General features: G+C 70.9%; 12 protein-coding genes. 9 read left to right on the top strand and 3 right to left on the bottom strand.

Going from position 1 to position 16,584, the window contains the following annotated elements; genetic code table 11:
• Nucleotides 1-10: 10 nt before the first annotated feature.
• Nucleotides 11-991, top strand: coding sequence for a Bug family tripartite tricarboxylate transporter substrate binding protein (locus ACZYRS_RS23740; RefSeq protein WP_198787861.1), 981 nt, complete (start codon nt 11-13; stop codon nt 989-991).
• A 126-nt stretch (nt 992-1,117) separates the two neighbouring features.
• Nucleotides 1,118-2,170 carry a porin gene (locus ACZYRS_RS23745; RefSeq protein WP_463421213.1) on the top strand — a complete coding sequence of 351 codons (1,053 nt, stop codon included), beginning with the start codon at nt 1,118-1,120 and terminating at the stop codon, nt 2,168-2,170.
• A 15-nt stretch (nt 2,171-2,185) separates the two neighbouring features.
• On the opposite strand, the gene ACZYRS_RS23750 is transcribed toward ACZYRS_RS23745, so the two are convergent.
• Nucleotides 2,186-3,166, bottom strand: a complete 981-nt coding sequence (locus tag ACZYRS_RS23750) for a helix-turn-helix domain-containing protein (protein WP_463421214.1) — start codon at nt 3,164-3,166, stop codon at nt 2,186-2,188.
• 136 nt (nt 3,167-3,302) lie between these two features.
• Here ACZYRS_RS23750 and gnd point away from each other — a divergent pair, with 136 nt between their 5' ends.
• The 7 genes from gnd to ACZYRS_RS23785 all read left to right on the top strand — a co-directional run bounded on the left by gnd (nt 3,303) and on the right by ACZYRS_RS23785 (nt 15,216).
• Nucleotides 3,303-4,724 (top strand): decarboxylating NADP(+)-dependent phosphogluconate dehydrogenase, encoded by a 1,422-nt coding sequence (gene gnd, locus ACZYRS_RS23755; RefSeq protein ID WP_463422530.1) that lies wholly within the window; start codon nt 3,303-3,305, stop codon nt 4,722-4,724.
• A gap of 102 nt (nt 4,725-4,826) precedes the next feature.
• Nucleotides 4,827-6,530, top strand: coding sequence for a DUF2138 family protein (locus tag ACZYRS_RS23760; protein ID WP_463421215.1), 1,704 nt, complete (start codon nt 4,827-4,829; stop codon nt 6,528-6,530).
• Complete coding sequence (locus tag ACZYRS_RS23765) at nt 6,527-7,210, top strand: DUF1175 family protein (RefSeq protein ID WP_463421216.1); 684 nt, start codon at nt 6,527-6,529, stop codon at nt 7,208-7,210. The genes ACZYRS_RS23760 and ACZYRS_RS23765 overlap by 4 nt, the downstream gene beginning before the upstream one ends.
• Before the next feature lie 2 nt (nt 7,211-7,212).
• Nucleotides 7,213-11,946, top strand: coding sequence for an MG2 domain-containing protein (locus tag ACZYRS_RS23770; RefSeq protein ID WP_463421217.1), 4,734 nt, complete (start codon nt 7,213-7,215; stop codon nt 11,944-11,946).
• Between the two features lie 20 nt (nt 11,947-11,966).
• A complete protein-coding gene (locus ACZYRS_RS23775; RefSeq protein ID WP_463421218.1) occupies nt 11,967-13,742 on the top strand; it encodes a DUF2300 domain-containing protein in 1,776 nt (591 codons plus the stop codon).
• Nucleotides 13,739-14,545 (top strand): YfaP family protein, encoded by an 807-nt coding sequence (locus ACZYRS_RS23780; protein ID WP_463421219.1) that lies wholly within the window; start codon nt 13,739-13,741, stop codon nt 14,543-14,545. The genes ACZYRS_RS23775 and ACZYRS_RS23780 overlap by 4 nt, the downstream gene beginning before the upstream one ends.
• A gap of 92 nt (nt 14,546-14,637) precedes the next feature.
• The gene (locus ACZYRS_RS23785) at nt 14,638-15,216 is read left to right on the top strand and encodes an N-acetyltransferase family protein (RefSeq protein WP_463421220.1); all 579 of its coding nucleotides are present in this window, start codon (nt 14,638-14,640) and stop codon (nt 15,214-15,216) included.
• 7 nt (nt 15,217-15,223) lie between these two features.
• Here ACZYRS_RS23785 and ACZYRS_RS23790 read toward each other — a convergent pair whose 3' ends face one another.
• Entirely contained in the window at nt 15,224-15,664 is a 441-nt protein-coding gene (locus tag ACZYRS_RS23790; RefSeq protein WP_463421221.1) for a DUF2000 domain-containing protein, read from the bottom strand.
• Complete coding sequence (locus ACZYRS_RS23795) at nt 15,661-16,413, bottom strand: TetR/AcrR family transcriptional regulator (protein WP_463421222.1); 753 nt, start codon at nt 16,411-16,413, stop codon at nt 15,661-15,663. Before ACZYRS_RS23795 ends, ACZYRS_RS23790 begins: the two co-directional genes overlap by 4 nt.
• Nucleotides 16,414-16,584 lie beyond the last annotated feature (171 nt).

Raw genomic sequence — 16,584 nt, forward strand, 5'->3', positions numbered from 1 at the left:
GAGACAAACCATGCAGAAAAAACTCACCCACTCGCTGCTCGCTGCATTCATCGCTTTGGCCGCGTCAAGCACCTTCGAGTCCGCCTGGGCCCAGGGCGCGCCCTGGCCATCGCGCCCGATCAAGATCATCACGCCCACACCAGTGGGTGTCGGCTCCGACATCTTCGCGCGCGCCTATGCCGACCGGCTCGGCCGCGCGCTGCAGACGCCGGTGGTGGTGGAGAACCGGCCCGGCGCGCTGGCCTCCATCGGCACCGATGCGGTGGCCAAGGCGGCGCCCGACGGCTACACGATCCTGTTCTCGACCAGCAACCCGTTCACGATGACGCCGTTCCTGCTCTCCAAGATGCCCTACGACGCGAAGCACGACCTCGTGCCCGTGACCCAGGCGCTCAAGGGCGGCTCGTTCATCGTGGCCAACAGCGCGGTGCCGGCGAAGAACATCCCCGAACTGGTCGCACTCGCCAAGCGCGAGCCGGGCAAGATTTCCTTCGCCTCGTACGGCTCCGGCACCACCTCGCACCTGGGCTTCGAGCTGTTCCAGGAGGCGGCCGGCATCGAGCTGCTGCACGTGCCCTACAAGCAGAGCGCCGCGCCCGACCTGCTCGGCGGCCAGGTGCAGCTGGGCTTCGAGCCGCCCGTCTCGGCGCTGGCCAACATCAAGTCGGGGCGGCTCAAGGCCCTGGCCTACACGGGCAGCAAGCGCAGCCCGGCGGCGCCCGACGTGCCCACGCTCTCGGAAACCTACCCGGGCGTGGAGGTGTTCACCTGGCTGGGCTTCTGGGTGCCCGCCAAGACGCCGCCGGCGGTGGTAGAGCGCCTGCACAAGGAGATCGTCGCCATCACGCATTCGCCCGAGATGGTGAGGCTCATCAACGAGGCGGGGCTCGACCCCATCGGCAGCACGCCCGCCGAAGCGGCGGCCGCCGTCGAGCGCGAGGCGCAGGCCATGGGCCGGCTGATCAAGGCCAAGAACATCCGCATCGACTGACGGTGCCCCGGCGCGGCTGAACGCGGCGCCGCTTTTTCTTTCCCCAAGTTCCCACGCCGCGGTGCCTGCAATGCAGGCGCCGTGCGCCGACGCACGCCAATTCATTTCTACAACGAGGAGACACCCATGAGGATCAGCACCCTTCCCTATCGCATTCGCCGCCGGCTGCCGCACGCCGTCACCGGCGCGATCTGCATCGCCGCCACCGCGAGCGCCTCGGCGCAATCGAGCGTCCAGGTCTTCGGCACGCTGGACATGAACGTCACGTACTCCAGGAGCGACGGCCGCTCGGTCAAATCGATGGACCAGGGCGGCAACATCTTCCCCAGCCGCCTGGGCTTTCGCGGCACCGAGGACCTGGGCGGCGGCCTCGCCGCGAGCTTCTGGCTGGAGATGGCGCTGCTGCCCGACACCGGCGAGATCCAGGGCACGGGCTTTCACCGGCGCTCCACGGTGAGCCTGTCGCACAACAGCTTCGGCGAGCTGCGGCTCGGGCGCGACTACACGCCCACGTTCTGGAACATCTCGCAGTTCTCGCCCTTCGGCACCGTGGGCGTCGGCGGCTCGGCCAACATCGTGGAGGGCTGGCCCTTTGGCCTCGGCGGTGCGCGCACGCTGGCACGCGCCAACAACTCGGTGGGCTATTTCTTGCCCAAAGGCCTGGGCGGCTTCTACGGCCAGGCGATGTACGCCCTGCCCGAGGGCGAGGACGGCGCGCGCTACCGCGGCGGGCGCGTGGGCTGGACCAACGGCACGGTCGACGTCGCCGCGGCCTACGGCGTGACGCCGGTCGGCCCCAACGACTACACCGTGGCGACCCTGGGTGGCACCTACGACTTCGGCCTCGCCAAGCTCTACGCGAACTACTACCGCCAGAAGACCGAGGGCGACAAGCAGGTCAACGCGATGCTGGGCGTGAGCGTGCCGGTCGGTGCGGGCGTGATCAAGGTGTCGGTCGCGCGCTCCAACCGCTCCGGGCCCGGCCTGGACAACGACGACGCGACGCAATACGCCGTCGGCTACGTGCACTACCTGAGCAAGCGCACCGCGCTGTACGGTACCTACTCGCTCCTGCGCAACCGCGGGAACGCGGCCTACGTGGTGGCCGACTCGTCGCCGGCCAGCACGCCGGGCCGCGCGGCCAGGGGCCTGCAGTTCGGCATCTCGCACAACTTCTGAGCGCGCGTCAGCACATCAGCGCATTCGCCGCAGCTCGCCCGGCGTGCGCCCCAGGTGCCGGCGGCACTGCCGCACGAAGTGCGAGGCGTCGGAGAGCCCGACGCGACAACCGATCTCGGCGACGCTCAACCGGTCGAAGCGCGCATCGGCCAGCATGCGTTGCGCCACCTGCATGCGAAAGCCGGTGAGCGCGGTCGCGAAGGTGGTGGCGCCATCGGCCAGGCATCGGTGCAGGCTGCGCTCCGAAATGCCCAGCTCGCGCGCCACGGCCGCGGCGGTGAGGCCGGGCTCGGCATGGCGCTCGCGGGTGGCGTCGAGCACGCGCCGGCGCAGTTCGGCGCGGCCGCCCTGGTCGGGCATCGCAACCGGCTTTCCGAACGCCAGCGAGAGCAGCCCGCCCAGCTGGTCGGTCAGCAGCGCCGGCGGCAGCGGCGGCTTCGCGGCCACCTCGGGCGAGAGCTGCTGCGCGAAGCTGCCGAGCACGCCGCCCCAGCCGGTGCGTCCGTCGATGCGTTGGGCCACGAGGTCGCCGGCATCGGGCAGCCACGACTCGACCCACGCGGTGGGCAGTTCGATCGAGATCGTGTCGGCCGACTGCAGGAAGTGAAAGGCGTAGCAGCGCCGCGAATCGACCAGCACCACGTCGCCCGGCAGCATGCGGGCGGACCGGTCTTCCTGCACGACCACCCAGGGCGAATCGGTCTTGCAAAGCAGGTAGTAGTAGTTGCTGCGGCTGTGGGCGATGGCGCGGCGGGTGCGGTAGACGTCCTGCGCCGTGCCGCGCACCCGGTTCACGCCCAGGGGCCCGAGCGGCACGGATTCGAGCGTGGCGCCGAAGGTGCGCGCCTGGCTGCTGGTCACGTCCATTTCGAGGAAACCTTCGCAGATCGCGCCGATCCAGTAGTCCAGGCGCTGGGGCTGCGGCACGGCGTCGGTCGACCAGGTCTGGATGGCGGCGGGAGTGACTTGGGTGACTTGAGCGACGGCGTGGGTCATCCCGCAACATAGCCAGCCCGGGCGCGTTTGCCAAGCGGGTATAGACGCCCTCCGACGGCGGGCGGCGATGGCCCCCGGCACAATGACCGTCACTACGACCACCACCAACCGCATACGCATGAAGGGCGCAACGAACATGAGCAAGCAAAGCGATTTCGGACTGATCGGCCTGGCCGTGATGGGCCAGAACCTCGTGCTGAACGTGGAAAGCCGAGGCTTCCAGGTCAGCGTCTACAACCGCACCGAGGCCACCACCGAGGCCTTCGTCGCCGCGAACCCGGGCAAGAAACTGGTCGGCGCCAAGACGCTCGAGGAGTTCGTCCAGAGCCTGGCCAAGCCCCGCAAGATCCAGATCATGGTGAAAGCCGGCGCGCCGGTGGACCAGGTGATCGAACAACTCATTCCGCTGCTGGACAAGGACGACATCGTCATCGACGGCGGCAACAGCCTCTACACCGACACCGAGCGCCGCGACGCGTACCTCTCGAGCAAGGGCCTCCGCTTCATCGGCGCGGGCGTCTCGGGCGGCGAGGAAGGCGCGCGCAAGGGGCCCTCGATCATGCCGGGCGGCCCGCTCTCCACCTGGGAGGTGATGAAGCCGATCTTCGAGAGCATCGCGGCCAAGGTGGACGGCGAGCCCTGCGTCATTCACATCGGCCCCGGCGGCGCGGGCCACTACGTGAAGATGGTGCACAACGGCATCGAGTACGGCGACATGCAGCTGATCTGCGAGGCCTACAGCCTGTTCAAGGCCGCGGGCTTCACGACCGACGAGATGGCCGCGATCTTCAACGAATGGAACGACGGCGAACTGCAGAGCTACCTGATCCAGATCACCGCCAAGGCGCTCGAGCAGAAGGACCCGGAAACCGGCAATCCCATCGTCGACATGATCCTGGACAAGGCCGGCCAGAAGGGCACGGGCCAGTGGACGCTCATCAACGCGGCCGAGAACGCGGTGGTCATCAGCACCATCAACGCCGCGGTCGAGGCGCGCGTGCTCTCCTCGCAGAAGAAGGCGCGCGTGGCGGCCAGCAAGGTGCTGCAGGGGCCGAAGGTCGAACTGTCCCTGGAGAAGAAGGCGCTGGTGGCCAAGGTGCACGACGCGCTCTATGCCTCCAAGGCGATCAGCTACACGCAGGGCTTCGACCTCATCAAGACGATGGGCGACAAGAAGGAGTGGAAGCTCGACCTGGGCGGCATCGCGTCGATCTGGCGCGGCGGCTGCATCATCCGCGCGCGCTTCCTGAACCGCATCACCGACGCCTTCCGCACCGATCCGGCGCTGGGCAACCTGATGCTCGATCCGTTCTTCAAGGACCTCCTGAACCGCACGCAGCAGAACTGGCGCGAGGTGGTGGCGCTGGCGGTGAGCAACGGCATCCCGGTGCCGGCGTTCAGCGCCTCGCTCGCCTACTACGACAGCTACCGCACCGAGCGGCTGCCGGCGAATCTCCTGCAGGCGCAGCGCGACTTCTTCGGCGCGCACACCTACGAGCGCACCGACAAGCCCGAAGGCCAGTTCTTCCACACCGACTGGCCCGAAGTCATCGGCTGAACCGGCTTCGGCCCGGCGCCGCGTCAGCGTCTTGCGGACCTGCCAGAATCGCGGCCACGCGCTGCCGGGGGGCGGCGCGGCCTTCATGTCGGGTAGGGACTCATGGACACAAGAAAAAAATGGATGGTCGCGGCGCTCGCGGCCATCGTGCTGGCGGGTGCGGGCGTGGCCGTCGTCAAGATGCGGCGGCCGCATTTCGAGGGCGACATCAACGCCCTGAACGTGGACCTCGCGGCGCCCTTCGCCTACGTCTCCACCCCCGCGCTCTCGCGCCTGCCGCGCGACATCGTGCAGGCACCGGTGGTGCGCGACGTGCTCACCGAGGATTTCGCCTTCTATTACGAAGACCAGGAAGACCGGCTGAGCCTGCGCGGCGCGATCAAGCGCATCGCCTACGAGCGCGAAACCACCTGGTCCGACCAGCTGCTGGCCACCGCCCTGGACGAGCCGGCCGAGATGGCCTGGTGGCCCGACGCCAAGGGCGCCCCGCGCTACTGGGCGCTGACCATGACCCGCGGCGCCGTGGCCACCGCCCTGCAGGGCCTGGCGGGCATCGCCGCCAAGGATTCGCAGCTGAGCATCATCGGCACGCTGAAGGCCAACGGCAGCGACGTCGATGCCTACGCATTGGTGCTGTCGCCGCGCCGCACGCTGGTGCTGCTGTCGCAGGGCAACCGCGTGGTGGTGCTGAGCGATGCGGGCCTGCTGTTCAACAACGAGAGCCAGGCCAGCGCGTCGGCGCTGGAGGTGGTGGCGGGTCTCCTGTCCGGCGACGCCCGCTCGCAATCGGCCTGGCGCCGCGGCTTCGGGCTGGGTGAACAGGCGGCCGGCGCAACGGGTGCAACGGGCGGCTCGGCGATCGTGGCCGATGCGCGGCTGCTGTCCTTCGGCTACCAGCATTTCTTTCCGGGCGTGCAGACGGTTCGCTTCGACGTCGCGCCGAACGGCGCCACGCTGCGCACCTCCGTGCGCGTGAAGGCATCCGGCACGCTGCCCGCCGCGCCGGGCGACCGCGAGCTGTGGTCGGCGCTGCCGGCCAACCCGGCCGCCTGCACGCTGCTGCCGGTCGAATGGGGCCAGATGGAAAAGCTGATGGAAGACGCCCCGCCGCCGCCCTCGGCCACCGGCGACACCCAGCCGGTCGAACCTCCCAACGCCGATGCGATGAAGGCCCTGGCCGCGCAGTTCGACGGCCCCGCCGCCATCTGCTGGTATGCCCGCTCGCAATTGCACACGCCGCTCTTCGTCGCGCGGCTGAAGGCGTCCGCCGGCCCCGAGACCGATGCGACGCTCGCGGGCCTCGCGAGCTGGGTGATCTCGACCAACGCCGCAAGCACCGACCCCGCCGCGAAACCCGGCATCGGCAAATGGCAAAGCCAGGTGAAAGGTCCGTGGGGCCCGTATGCCGATGGCGATGACAAGGCCTACCGGCCCACCCTCACGCGGCAGGGCCGCTGGGTCGCCTTCTCGCCCGATGACAAGCTGGTCGAACTCGCGCTGAACACCCAGGCCAAGCGCTACCCGGGCGTGGCCGATACGCTGCCCCCGGCGGGCGGCGCCACGCTGGTGGTCGGCGCGCCCGCGCAGATCGCCGACCTGCTGCAGCGGGAAGCCATGGCCGTGCTGCCCGCCGACCAGGAGATCCTGCGCCAGGCCGCCCGCCAGCACCTGGTGCCGCGGCTGGATGCGCTGCGCAAGCTGCCGCCCGCACGGGCCGTGGCGCAAGGCGCGGGCGACGGCAACGGCTGGGTGCCGGTCGAGTGGCAGGCGATGACGGCCGCGGCACCGGCGCAGCAGCCCAAGTGACGCGCCCGTCCATCACGGCCGGCATCGACCGCCGGACGGCGCTCGGCCGGGGCGCGGCGCTGGCGCTGGCGTCCGCGATGCCGGCGCTGCCCGCGCTTGCCGCAGCGGCGGCAACGCCATCGCTCGATCGCGAACAGTCCGCGCATTTCCGCGACTGGATGACCCTGCTGATCCACGAGCAGATCGAGCGCGGCCCCACGCCGCGCTGGACGCACCGCGACTGCGCGGGGCTGGTGCGCTTCTCGGTGGCCGAATCGCTGCGCGAACACGACGTGGCCTGGCGGCGCGCCAACGGCCTGCTGGCGCGCCGCCTGCCGCCCGACATCGACCCGGCCGCCGCGGCGCCGCTGCGCAACACCTGGCGGCGCGCCGACGGCACGCGCGACGCCTACGTCGGCGCGCTCGAGCTGGTGCAGGAGAACACGCGCTTCGTCACGCGCCAGCTGCAGCAGGCGCTCCTGGGCGACATGCTGTTCTACGACCAGGGCGACGAGCAGCACCTGATGGTGTGGATGGGCAACTACATCGCCTATCACACCGGCCGCGTGGAGCCCGGCGACAACGGCCTTCGCGCCGTGCGCGCCACCCAGCTGCTCGGCTGGAGCGACACGCGCTGGCGCCCGTCCGACGACAACCCCAATTTCGCCGGCGTCTACCGGCTCGCCTTTCTCGCACGATGACCATGCACACACCCGTCCAGTCCCTGCGGCCCTTGTTGCGGCGTCTCTTTCCACTGGCGCTCGCGGCGGCCACCGCGTTGGCGGCGATGCAGCCGCTCGCCACCCACGCGGCGCCCGATGCGCAACCCCAGCCGCTGGAGAACAGCCGCTCGCCCTACGCCGGCGAGCCCTTCTTCCTGCTGTCTGACGCCACCTTCGCGAGCGACCAGACGGCCCTCGTGCGCCTGGAGGTGAACCAGCCCTCGGCGCTGGAGCAGGTGGGCGGCGTGGACGTGCTGGTCTACCGCATTCCCGACGCCCTGGCCTTCCTGCAGAAGCAGAAGAACCTGCACCGCGTGCAGGTGGGCGCGCGCCCCGCCGACGAGGGCCTAGCCAACACGCTGACCCATCTGTGGGACAGCTGGGTGGTCAAGTCGCGCCTGGCCTGGCAGCGGATGTTCTCGGCCAGCGCGCGCCGCGCGGTGACGCAGCAGGCGCCCGAACTGAAGACGTCCGCCAAGCTCACCCAGCCCTCGGTCTTCGAGGAGCCCCGGCAGTTCCGCCCGATCCCGGGCCTGCCGGTGGTCGAGCGCTTCCGCTACCCGGTGCACAAGGCCCAGCCGATCGGCCTGCCCAAGGGCGTGAAGCTGGAAGGCTCCAGCAGCGAATTCATCACCGCCTCGCAGGGCAACGTGTTCGTGCCGGTGGGCAAGCGCGCGCCGGGGCTCTACCTGGTGGAAGCCATCAGCGGCCAGTTCCGCGCGACCACGCTGCTGTTCGTCTCGGACACCGTGGCCATCACCAAGGTCTCGGGCGACCAGATGCTGGTGTGGGCCGCGCAGCGCGCGGCCGGCGCGCCGGTGGCCGGCACCAAGGTGGTGTGGACCGACGGCGTGGGCGTGCTCAAGAGCGGCGAGGCCGATGCCCAGGGCCTGGTCAAGCTCGACCGCCCATCGCCCGAGCAGACCTACGTGTTCGGCCAGGACCCCGCGGGCGGCGTCTTCATTTCCGAGAATTTCTACTACGACAGCGAGATCTACAACGCCAAGGTCTACACCGTGACCGACCGCCCGCTGTACCGCCCGGGCGACTGGGTGAACGTGAAGGTGAGCGGGCGCGAATTCCGCAGCGCCCGCGAATTCGTCGCGCTGAAAGACGCCGACCTGGCGCTCGCCGTGCTCGACCCGGCCGGCCAGGTGGTGCATGCGCAGAAGCTCGCCTTCTCCGGCGCCAAGGGCGCCGACGCGCGCTTTCCGCTGCCCGACAACGCGGTGGCCGGCGGCTACGAGCTGCGCCTGGCCATGGGCGGCGACACCTACACCGCGGCCTTTCGCGTGGCCGATTACCAGAAGCCGCATTTCGACATCGTGCTGCTGCCCGAGAAGGCCGACTTCAAGACCGGCGAAGCCGTCGGCGGCAAGCTGCAGCTGAACTACCCCGACGGCAAGCCCGTGGCGCGGGCGCGCGTGAGCCTCACGGCGCGCTCGCAGAAGCTGGCCATGGTGAACGGCGAGCTGGACTACGCGGGCCAGTTCTCGGTGAAGCTGCAGCAGGCCGAGCTGGAGACCGACGGCGATGGCGTCGCGAAGTTCTCGCTGCCCGCGGCCACCGAGCCCAGCCGATACCTGCTCACCGCGCTGGCCACCGACGGCGCGGCCTACCGCGTGCGCACCTCGCGCGAGCTGCTGGTGGAGCGCGGCGCGGTCTCGTTCCGCCTCGCGGCCGAGCGCCAGTTCTCCCAGCCGGGGCAGGCGGTGGCCTTCAAGCTCGCGGCGAGCCAGCGCAGCGGCGCCACTGCAGCAGCGGACACACCCGCCGCGGCCGCCACGCCAGCGCGCCCCGCCACCTGGGAATGGGTGCGCCTGGAAGACCGCACCAAGCAGTCCGGCCCCATGCCCGCGGGCGACATGCTCTCGGTCAACTTCCCGGCGTCGGGCAGCTACACGCTCTCGCTGCTGGACGACAAGGGCCGCATCGTCGGCGCGGCCAGCCATTGGGTGAGCGGCGACGGCGTGAAGGCGCCCGCCGGCAGCGTGGGCATGGTGCTCGATCGCGCGAGCTACCGCGCGGGCGACACGGCCCAGGTGCTGGTGAGCTTTCCCGAGCCCGTGGACAACGCGCTCCTCACGCTGGAGCGCGACCGCGTGGAAGCCACCGCGCTCATGGGCCGCAATGCCGACTGGATCAAGAGCGAGCGCGTGGCACCCACGCAGTGGAAGTTCACGCTGCCCGTGCGCGACGCCATGAGCCCCAACATGACCCTGTCGGTCGCCTACGTGAAGAACGGCGACTACGTGTTCCAGAACCAGGGAATCATGGTCGAGCAGGAGCGCATCGCGCTGGCCTTCACGCCCGACAAGGCGGTGTACGCGCCGGGCGACACCGTCACCATCGACGTGAGCGCCACGCTGGCCGGCAAGCCCGTGGCCACCGACCTGGCCGTGGGCGTGGTCGACGAGATGATCTACGTGCTGCAGCCCGAGATCGCCCCGGCCATCGGCGATTTCTTCTATCACCCGCGCCGCAACAACGTGCGCACCAGCGCGAGTCTTTCCTTCATCGGCTACGACCTGGCGACCAGCAAGCTGGGGACGCTGCCGGGCGCGCGGCAGGTGAACGACCGCGCGGTGAAGGTGCTGGAGCGCCCGCGCCGCGACAACATCGACACCGCCGCCTGGGAGCCGCGGCTGGCGACCGATGCTTCCGGCCACACCCGCTTCAGCTTCACCATGCCCGATTCGCTCACGCGCTGGCGCATCACCGGCCGCGCCATGAGCGCCGCCGGCGCGGTGGGCCAGCAGGTGAGCTGGGTGCGCTCGGACAAGGCCTTCTACGCCAAGTGGACCAGCCCCGACTGGCAGCGCCAGGGCGACAGGGCGCAGGCCTCGCTGGCGCTCTTCAACCAGACCGGGCGCGACGCCAAGGTCGAATGGACCGCCAGCGGCGCGGGCGTGGAGCGCAAGGACACCGTCACGGTGCGCCCCGGCGTCAACTTCATCGCCCTGCCGCTCGCCGCCGGCGACGCCGACAGGACCGGCGCGGTCGCCGTCACGCTGCGCCAGGACGACCGCGTGGTCGACAAGCTCGACGTGCCGGTGCGCCGCATCCCGGTGGCGTGGCGTGCACCGCGCGACAAGGCGCTCGACATGTCATCGGGCAATGCGCCGCTGGCCCTTCCGTCCGACGCATCGCGCGTGCGCGTCTCGCTCGCGCAGGACGCCGCGGCCGGCGCCTTCAGCCAGCAGATCGACGCATTGATCGACACCCCGCGCGGCGGCGTGGAGCAGACCGCAAGCCGCATGCTGCCGCTGTCGCTCGCGCTGCAATCGCTGTCGGCGGCGCAGCAGCCGATGGCGCCGGCGCTCGCGCAGCGCCTGGCCACCGCGCGGCTCGCGCTCGCGCAGATGGCCGGCCCGCAAGCGCAGTTCGGCTGGTGGGGACGCGGCATGCCCAACGATGCCTTCCTCACCGCCTACGCCTACTACGCCGACTGGCGCGCCACCCAGGCGCTGCGCGTGACGCTGCCGGCCTCGAACTGGCAGCGCCTGCTCGACGTGTACGCCAAGGACGGCCAGAAGCTGCCCCCGCTGCAGCGCGCGCTGGCGCTCTCGTGGATGCAGGAGATGGGCCTGCCCGTGGGCTCGATGGCCGGCGGCCTCGCCGACCAGTTGGCCGCCCAATCGGCCAGCGACGCCACGCAGCTGGCGCAACGCCGCGGCAGCCTCGCGATGGTGGACACCGCCGCGCCCAATCCCCCGGACACCCGCGACATGGCGCTCGTGCTGGCGGTGCAGACCGCCGGGCCGGCGGTCGCCAGCGCCAAGGCGCGCGCCGCCGCCGACGAAGCCGCCGCGCGCCTGGCCGCCGTGGATGCACCGCTGGTGCAGGCGCTGCTCATGGCCACGCAGCGCGCCGGCGCCGACAAGGCCGCGGCGGTGCTCGGCCAGATCCGCGCCGACACGCCCTCCATCGACCGCGCGCAAACGCTGCTGTGGCTGCATCGCGCACTAGGCGGCAGCAGGCTCGCCGCCACGGATGCGCCGTCCCTCGGCGCGCCCTGGGTGCGCGCGACCGACGGCACCGGCACGGGCTGGCGCCTGCCGCCCGGCACCGCCGCGCCGGCCACGCTGGAGCTGCCCGCCGGACAGAAGGCCGCCTGGGCCTTCGTGCGCTACGAGAGCAACGAAGCGCAGGCGCCCGCACTCGATGCGAAGGTCGAGCGCACGCTGTGGCGCGTGGTCACCCAGCCGCGTCCCGCGCCCGAGCCGCCAGCAGCGGCAGCGGCGCCGGGCCAGCCCACGCCGGCACCGGCGCCGAGCGCACCCGCCTCCACGGTCAACGACGGCCGCATCACGGTGAAGCTCGAGGCCGTGAAGCCCGGCACGCCGCTGGACACCAATGCGCTCTACCTGGACCAGCTCACCGTCACCGCCCCGAAGGCCATGCGCTGGAGCCTCGTGGAGGCCGCGCTGCCGCCGGGCGCGGCGGTGGAAGAAAGCACCTGGGGCATCGACATGGCCGACAGTGCCGGCAAGCTGCAGCCGATGGAGCGCGCGCAGAGCCAGTCCACCGCGCAGGGCTACGCCGTGCCGGTGGACACGCTCGCCGCGGGCACGCCGCTGACCGTGCGCCACCTGGTGCGCTTCGCGCAGCGCGGCACCTTCAAGCTGCCGCCGGCGCGCCTGTTCCGCGTGTATGAGCCCGAGGCCAAGGCCTTCGAAGGCAACGGCCACTGGGCCAGCGTCGAAGTGCGCTGAGCGGCGGACGGCGAGCCCCCATGAAAGCGGCACGAATGCTCTCGCGACTGGCGATGCCGGGCGCCGGTGCGTTCGCGCTTGCGGCCGCGCTGGTGCTGCCCGCCCTCGCGGCGGCGCCCTCCAAAGTGCCGCCGCGCCTGGCCTGGCTCACCGACGAAGGCATGGTCGCGGTCGAACGCACGCCGCGAGGCACCGAGGCTCTTGCGAATCCGACGAATCCGACGAATCCGACGAACGCGACGAACCCGACGAATGTGCCGAACGCAGCGGGCGGTTTGCAGACGCCGCTGGGCAGCGTGTGGAAGCTCTTCGTCTACAGCTACCTCGCCGTCAACGCCACGCAGGAGCCGGCCTACCGCTGCGCCAGCGCGGAACGCCGCACCGACGACGAGTACTGCTGCGACCCCGGCGCCAGCATCGGCCGCGAACAGGCGCTGGCCCAGTCCTGCGGCCCCTATTTCGAGCCCGCGCGCCTGGGCCTGGACGCCGGTGGCTGGACGCGCTTCTGGCGCGACAACGACGCCCCCGACTGGCTGCAGCGGCTGGACGCCATGAAGCCCGAGACGCAGGTGCCGGTCGCCGACCTGCTGGCCGCGCTGCGCCAGGTGCCCGCCCCCGCGCGCACGGCCGCGCGGCAGGCGCTGCAGCCCGTCACGGTGCGCGACGACGAAGTGCTCGCCGCGCTGGGCGGCGGGCCGCGCCTGAAGACCTGGTCGTGGCGCGAAGGCACGCAGCCCGTCGGCGGTGCCGCCGGCTGGCTGGCCGACGGCACGCCCTTCTGGTTCGGCGACGCCGGCACCAGCCGCAGCGCGCTGCGCGCCGAAGCCCCGTGGATGGCCGCGCAGTGGGCCGCGCACGGCCTGGCCGCGCCCGTGCCGGACGCCGCGGCCGTGAGCGCGCAGCCCTGCATCGCGGTCGATTTCTTCCAGCGCTATCCGATCGCCAGCGTGCAGCGCGCCGCCGCGGGCAACACCGCCGCCGCGCCGGCCGGCCCGTTGCGCGGGCGCTACCGCATCGCCTTCCAGAACGGCTCGCAGCTCGCGATGGAGGCCGTGCCGGCGCAGGTGCTGCGCTACGGCGCGGACGGCCCGCGCATCGCCGCGCGCCTGCCGCTGGAGGACTACGTGGCGCGCGTGGTCGATCGCGAAGGCGATGCGCGCCAAACCGAAGCCGCCCGCGCCCTGGCGATCGCGGCGCGCAGCTACGTGCTGCAGAACGCCACCGAAACCGAGGGCTGCCGCCAGATCGCCGACGACAGCCGCGCACAGCGCGTGAGCCCCAATCCACCGAGCGCCGCGGCGCGTGCCGCGGCCGCTTTCACCGAAGGCCTGGTGATCGACGGGCAGGCGGTGCGCTATCACGGCGACCAGGCATCGCCCGGCGTCATGTCCTGGCAGGCCGCGGTCGCCGCGGGCCGCCAGGGACAGCCGTTCGCGGCCATCCTGCGCACCGCCTACCCGCGCGGCAGCCTCGCGCCCTTCCGCGCCGAGGCCGACTGCACGCCCCTGCCCCTGGCGCAGCAATGGCTGGCCGAACGCCAGCAGCGCTGGCGCCGGGTGCTGCGCGCCGAGGCCGGCTTCCAGCCCGTGGACGACACGCTGCGCGTGTGCCAGCTGGCCATGGGCGTGCCCCATTCCGACCAGCGGCGGCTGGTGATCCGGGTGCGCGAGTGGCACAGCCGCGAAGGCCGCGTCTCGCTCATCCACGAATACCTGCACCTGGCCTTCCGCGACCATCCCCACGGGCAGGACGAAACCTTCATCGAACGGCTTGCGCAGCAACTGGCAGACTCATGAATCACTCTTCGACGGCGCGCCGCGCCACCCTTGCGGCCATCGGCCTTCTCTGCGGTCTCTCCAGCGTCGCGGCGCTGGCCCAGGCCACGCTCGACACCCCGCGCGGCGGCTGGCGCAACGCGCCGGCCCAGCAGCAGGACTTCGTGCAGGAAGTGCACTACCCGGCCAGCAGCGTGAACGCCAACGGGCGCTCGGAAGCCTCGCTGATCCGTGGCCGCATCGCCGCCACCCCCAAGACAAAAGACGCCAAGGACACGGCCCCGCGCACGCCCGCGCGCCTCATCGTGGACGGCATCGCCATTCCGCTTTTGACCGACGAGAAGGGCAACTTCGCGCGGCCCTGGTCGTTCGGCAGCGGCAGCCACGGCGTGGAGGTGCGCTCGCCCAACGGCGAAGTGGCGCGCTCCCAGTTCTACGAGACGCAGGCCAGCCGCGTGCCCGTCAAGCTGCGCGTCGTGCTCAGCTGGGACAGCGACAGCACCGACCTGGACCTGCACGTGGTCTCGCCCGACGGCCAGCACGTGTTCTACGGCGCGCGCGTGGCCCCCAACGGCGGCGCACTGGACGTGGACGTGACGACCGGCTTCGGCCCCGAGATCTTCGCCACGCCCAGCCCGGTGCAAGGGGCCTACCACGTGTTCGTGAACTACTTCGGCGCGGGCGAGCAGCGCGAGGCGGTCACGACCGCGCAGGTGGCGATCCTGCAGGACGAGGGCACGCCCCGCGAAAAGCAGCAGGTCTTTCGCGTGCCGCTGCGCAAGCCCGGCGAGCTGACGCTGGTGCATTCGTTCCTCGTGCCCTGAACATTCCTGAAGAGGGAGCGAGGGAGCAAGGAAGCGAGCGAGCGAGGGGATGCCACGTTGACCTGCCCCGGGGTGCGTGGCACAACCGGGCGATGGCAACGCAAGCGCCCTCCCCCGATCCTTCGTCACGCTACCCGCGCCACCTGGCCGAGGACTGGCAGCTGGCCGACGGCACGCATGTGCGCATCCGGCCGATCCACGCGGACGACCTCGCGATGCACACGGCGTTCGTCGCGGGCCTGTCGAACGAAACGGGCTACCACCGCCTGCTTTCGCCGCGCAAGCCCCAGCCCGACGAGCTCTGGCGCATGACCCACATCGACTACGACCGCGAGCTCGCGCTCATCGCGACCACCGTGGTCGATGGCGCAGAGCAGCAGATGGGCGTGGTGCGCTACGTGCGCGGCGACACGCCCGAGACGGCGCACGTCGCCGAGTTCGCCGTGGTGATCGGCGATGCGTGGCAGCACCGCGGCGTCGCGATGAAGCTCTTGCGCAAGCTGATCGATGCGGCGGCCGCGGCCGGCGTGCAGCAGCTGGCGGACATCACGCTCTACGACAACATCGGCATGCTCGCGCTCGCGCGCAAGCTGGGGTTCAAGGTGCAGCGCGACCCGGGCAATCCGAACGTCACGCGGCTGCGGCTGGCGCTGGATGCGCCCGCGCAGTGAACAGGCCCTAGCCCAGCAACCCGAGCTTGGACACCACCTTGCCCAGCGGTTTGCGCTCGCCGACAAGCGCCACCGCCACATAGCGAAGCGCCTCGCCCGGCACGGCAGCCACGGCTTCGCCGAAGGCCGTGTAGTTGGTGGTCTGCTGGCCCTGCACCGGAAAGTCGACCACGTCGCATTCGGTCGTCGCCATGGCCTTGTGGCGCACCGCGGCCAGCTCCTCCTGGCTCGCGCCGAGCACGGCGATGCCGATCGGGATGAGGCCCGGATGCACGCCGCCCGACGCATCGACCAGCGGCGCGCCGACCAGGCCCGGATGGCGCTGGCCCACGGTAAGCGCCACCACGGCCGCGGCGTTGGCCGCGAGCCCGGCGGGCAAGGCGTTGTCGACGACGATCACGCAGCGCTCGGGCAGCGTGGACGAAAGAGAAGGTACGGAATCGTTCATGAAAAGGCTTTGCGAGATTTCGAAGACGAAGAAGACGGTGATGGCGGGGAAGGCGCATCGAGCCGCCGCAGCGCATGGCCCACCTCGGCGCGGAACTGCGAGAGCGCGTGCAGCGACGCATCGGCGGGCACGAGGGCGCTCCACAAGAGCTCGGTGAGCTGCGACGCGGTCTGCTCGATGTCGGGTTTCTTGCCGGAGACCACGTAGTCCCAGAGCACGTGCTCCATCGCGCCGAACACCATGTCGCGCACGAGCCGCAGCGGCACGCCGTCCCGCAGCTCGCCGGCCTCGCGCGCGGCCGACAGCGCATGCATGAACGGCGCGGTGTAGCGCCGCTTGAGGTCGGCGATGACGCCGCCGAACGCCGCATCGGCCGTGCGCCCTTCGCTCAGCACCAGCGCGCAGAGGCCGGCGCCCTCGCCCATCAGGTTGACCAGGTGCTTGCGCACGACGAAGGACAGCTGCGCGCGCAGGCCGCCCAGCTGCGGCAGCTCGCGCTCGACCTCCCCGGAGATCTGGTCGTACCAGCGGCGGATGACTTCCAGGCACAGCTCGCGCTTGCTGCCGAAATAGGTGAACACGGTGGCCTCGGAGACGCCCAGGCGCTGGGCGATCTCCAGCGTGGTGGTGCGCTCGAAGCCCTTCTCGGCGAAGACTTCTTTGGCGACCGCGAGCAGGCTCTCGATGCGGCGGCCGGCTTTTTCGCTGCGCGCGGCGCGGGGCGGCTTCGTGGTGTCGACTTTGGGCATGGTCAGATTTTTGAGTATTACTTGATCATAAGTCACTCTCAAAAATACCGAACACTCAAATAAATTGAGCATTACTTGAAAATCTGCGCCATGCCGCCCCGCGGCCGGCGCCGCGCTCTGCCACCGCGCGACTACCAGCCGGACCCCCTCCACATGCGGCCTTTTGGTAAA

The organism is Variovorax sp. AC194 (genome assembly GCF_979257995.1).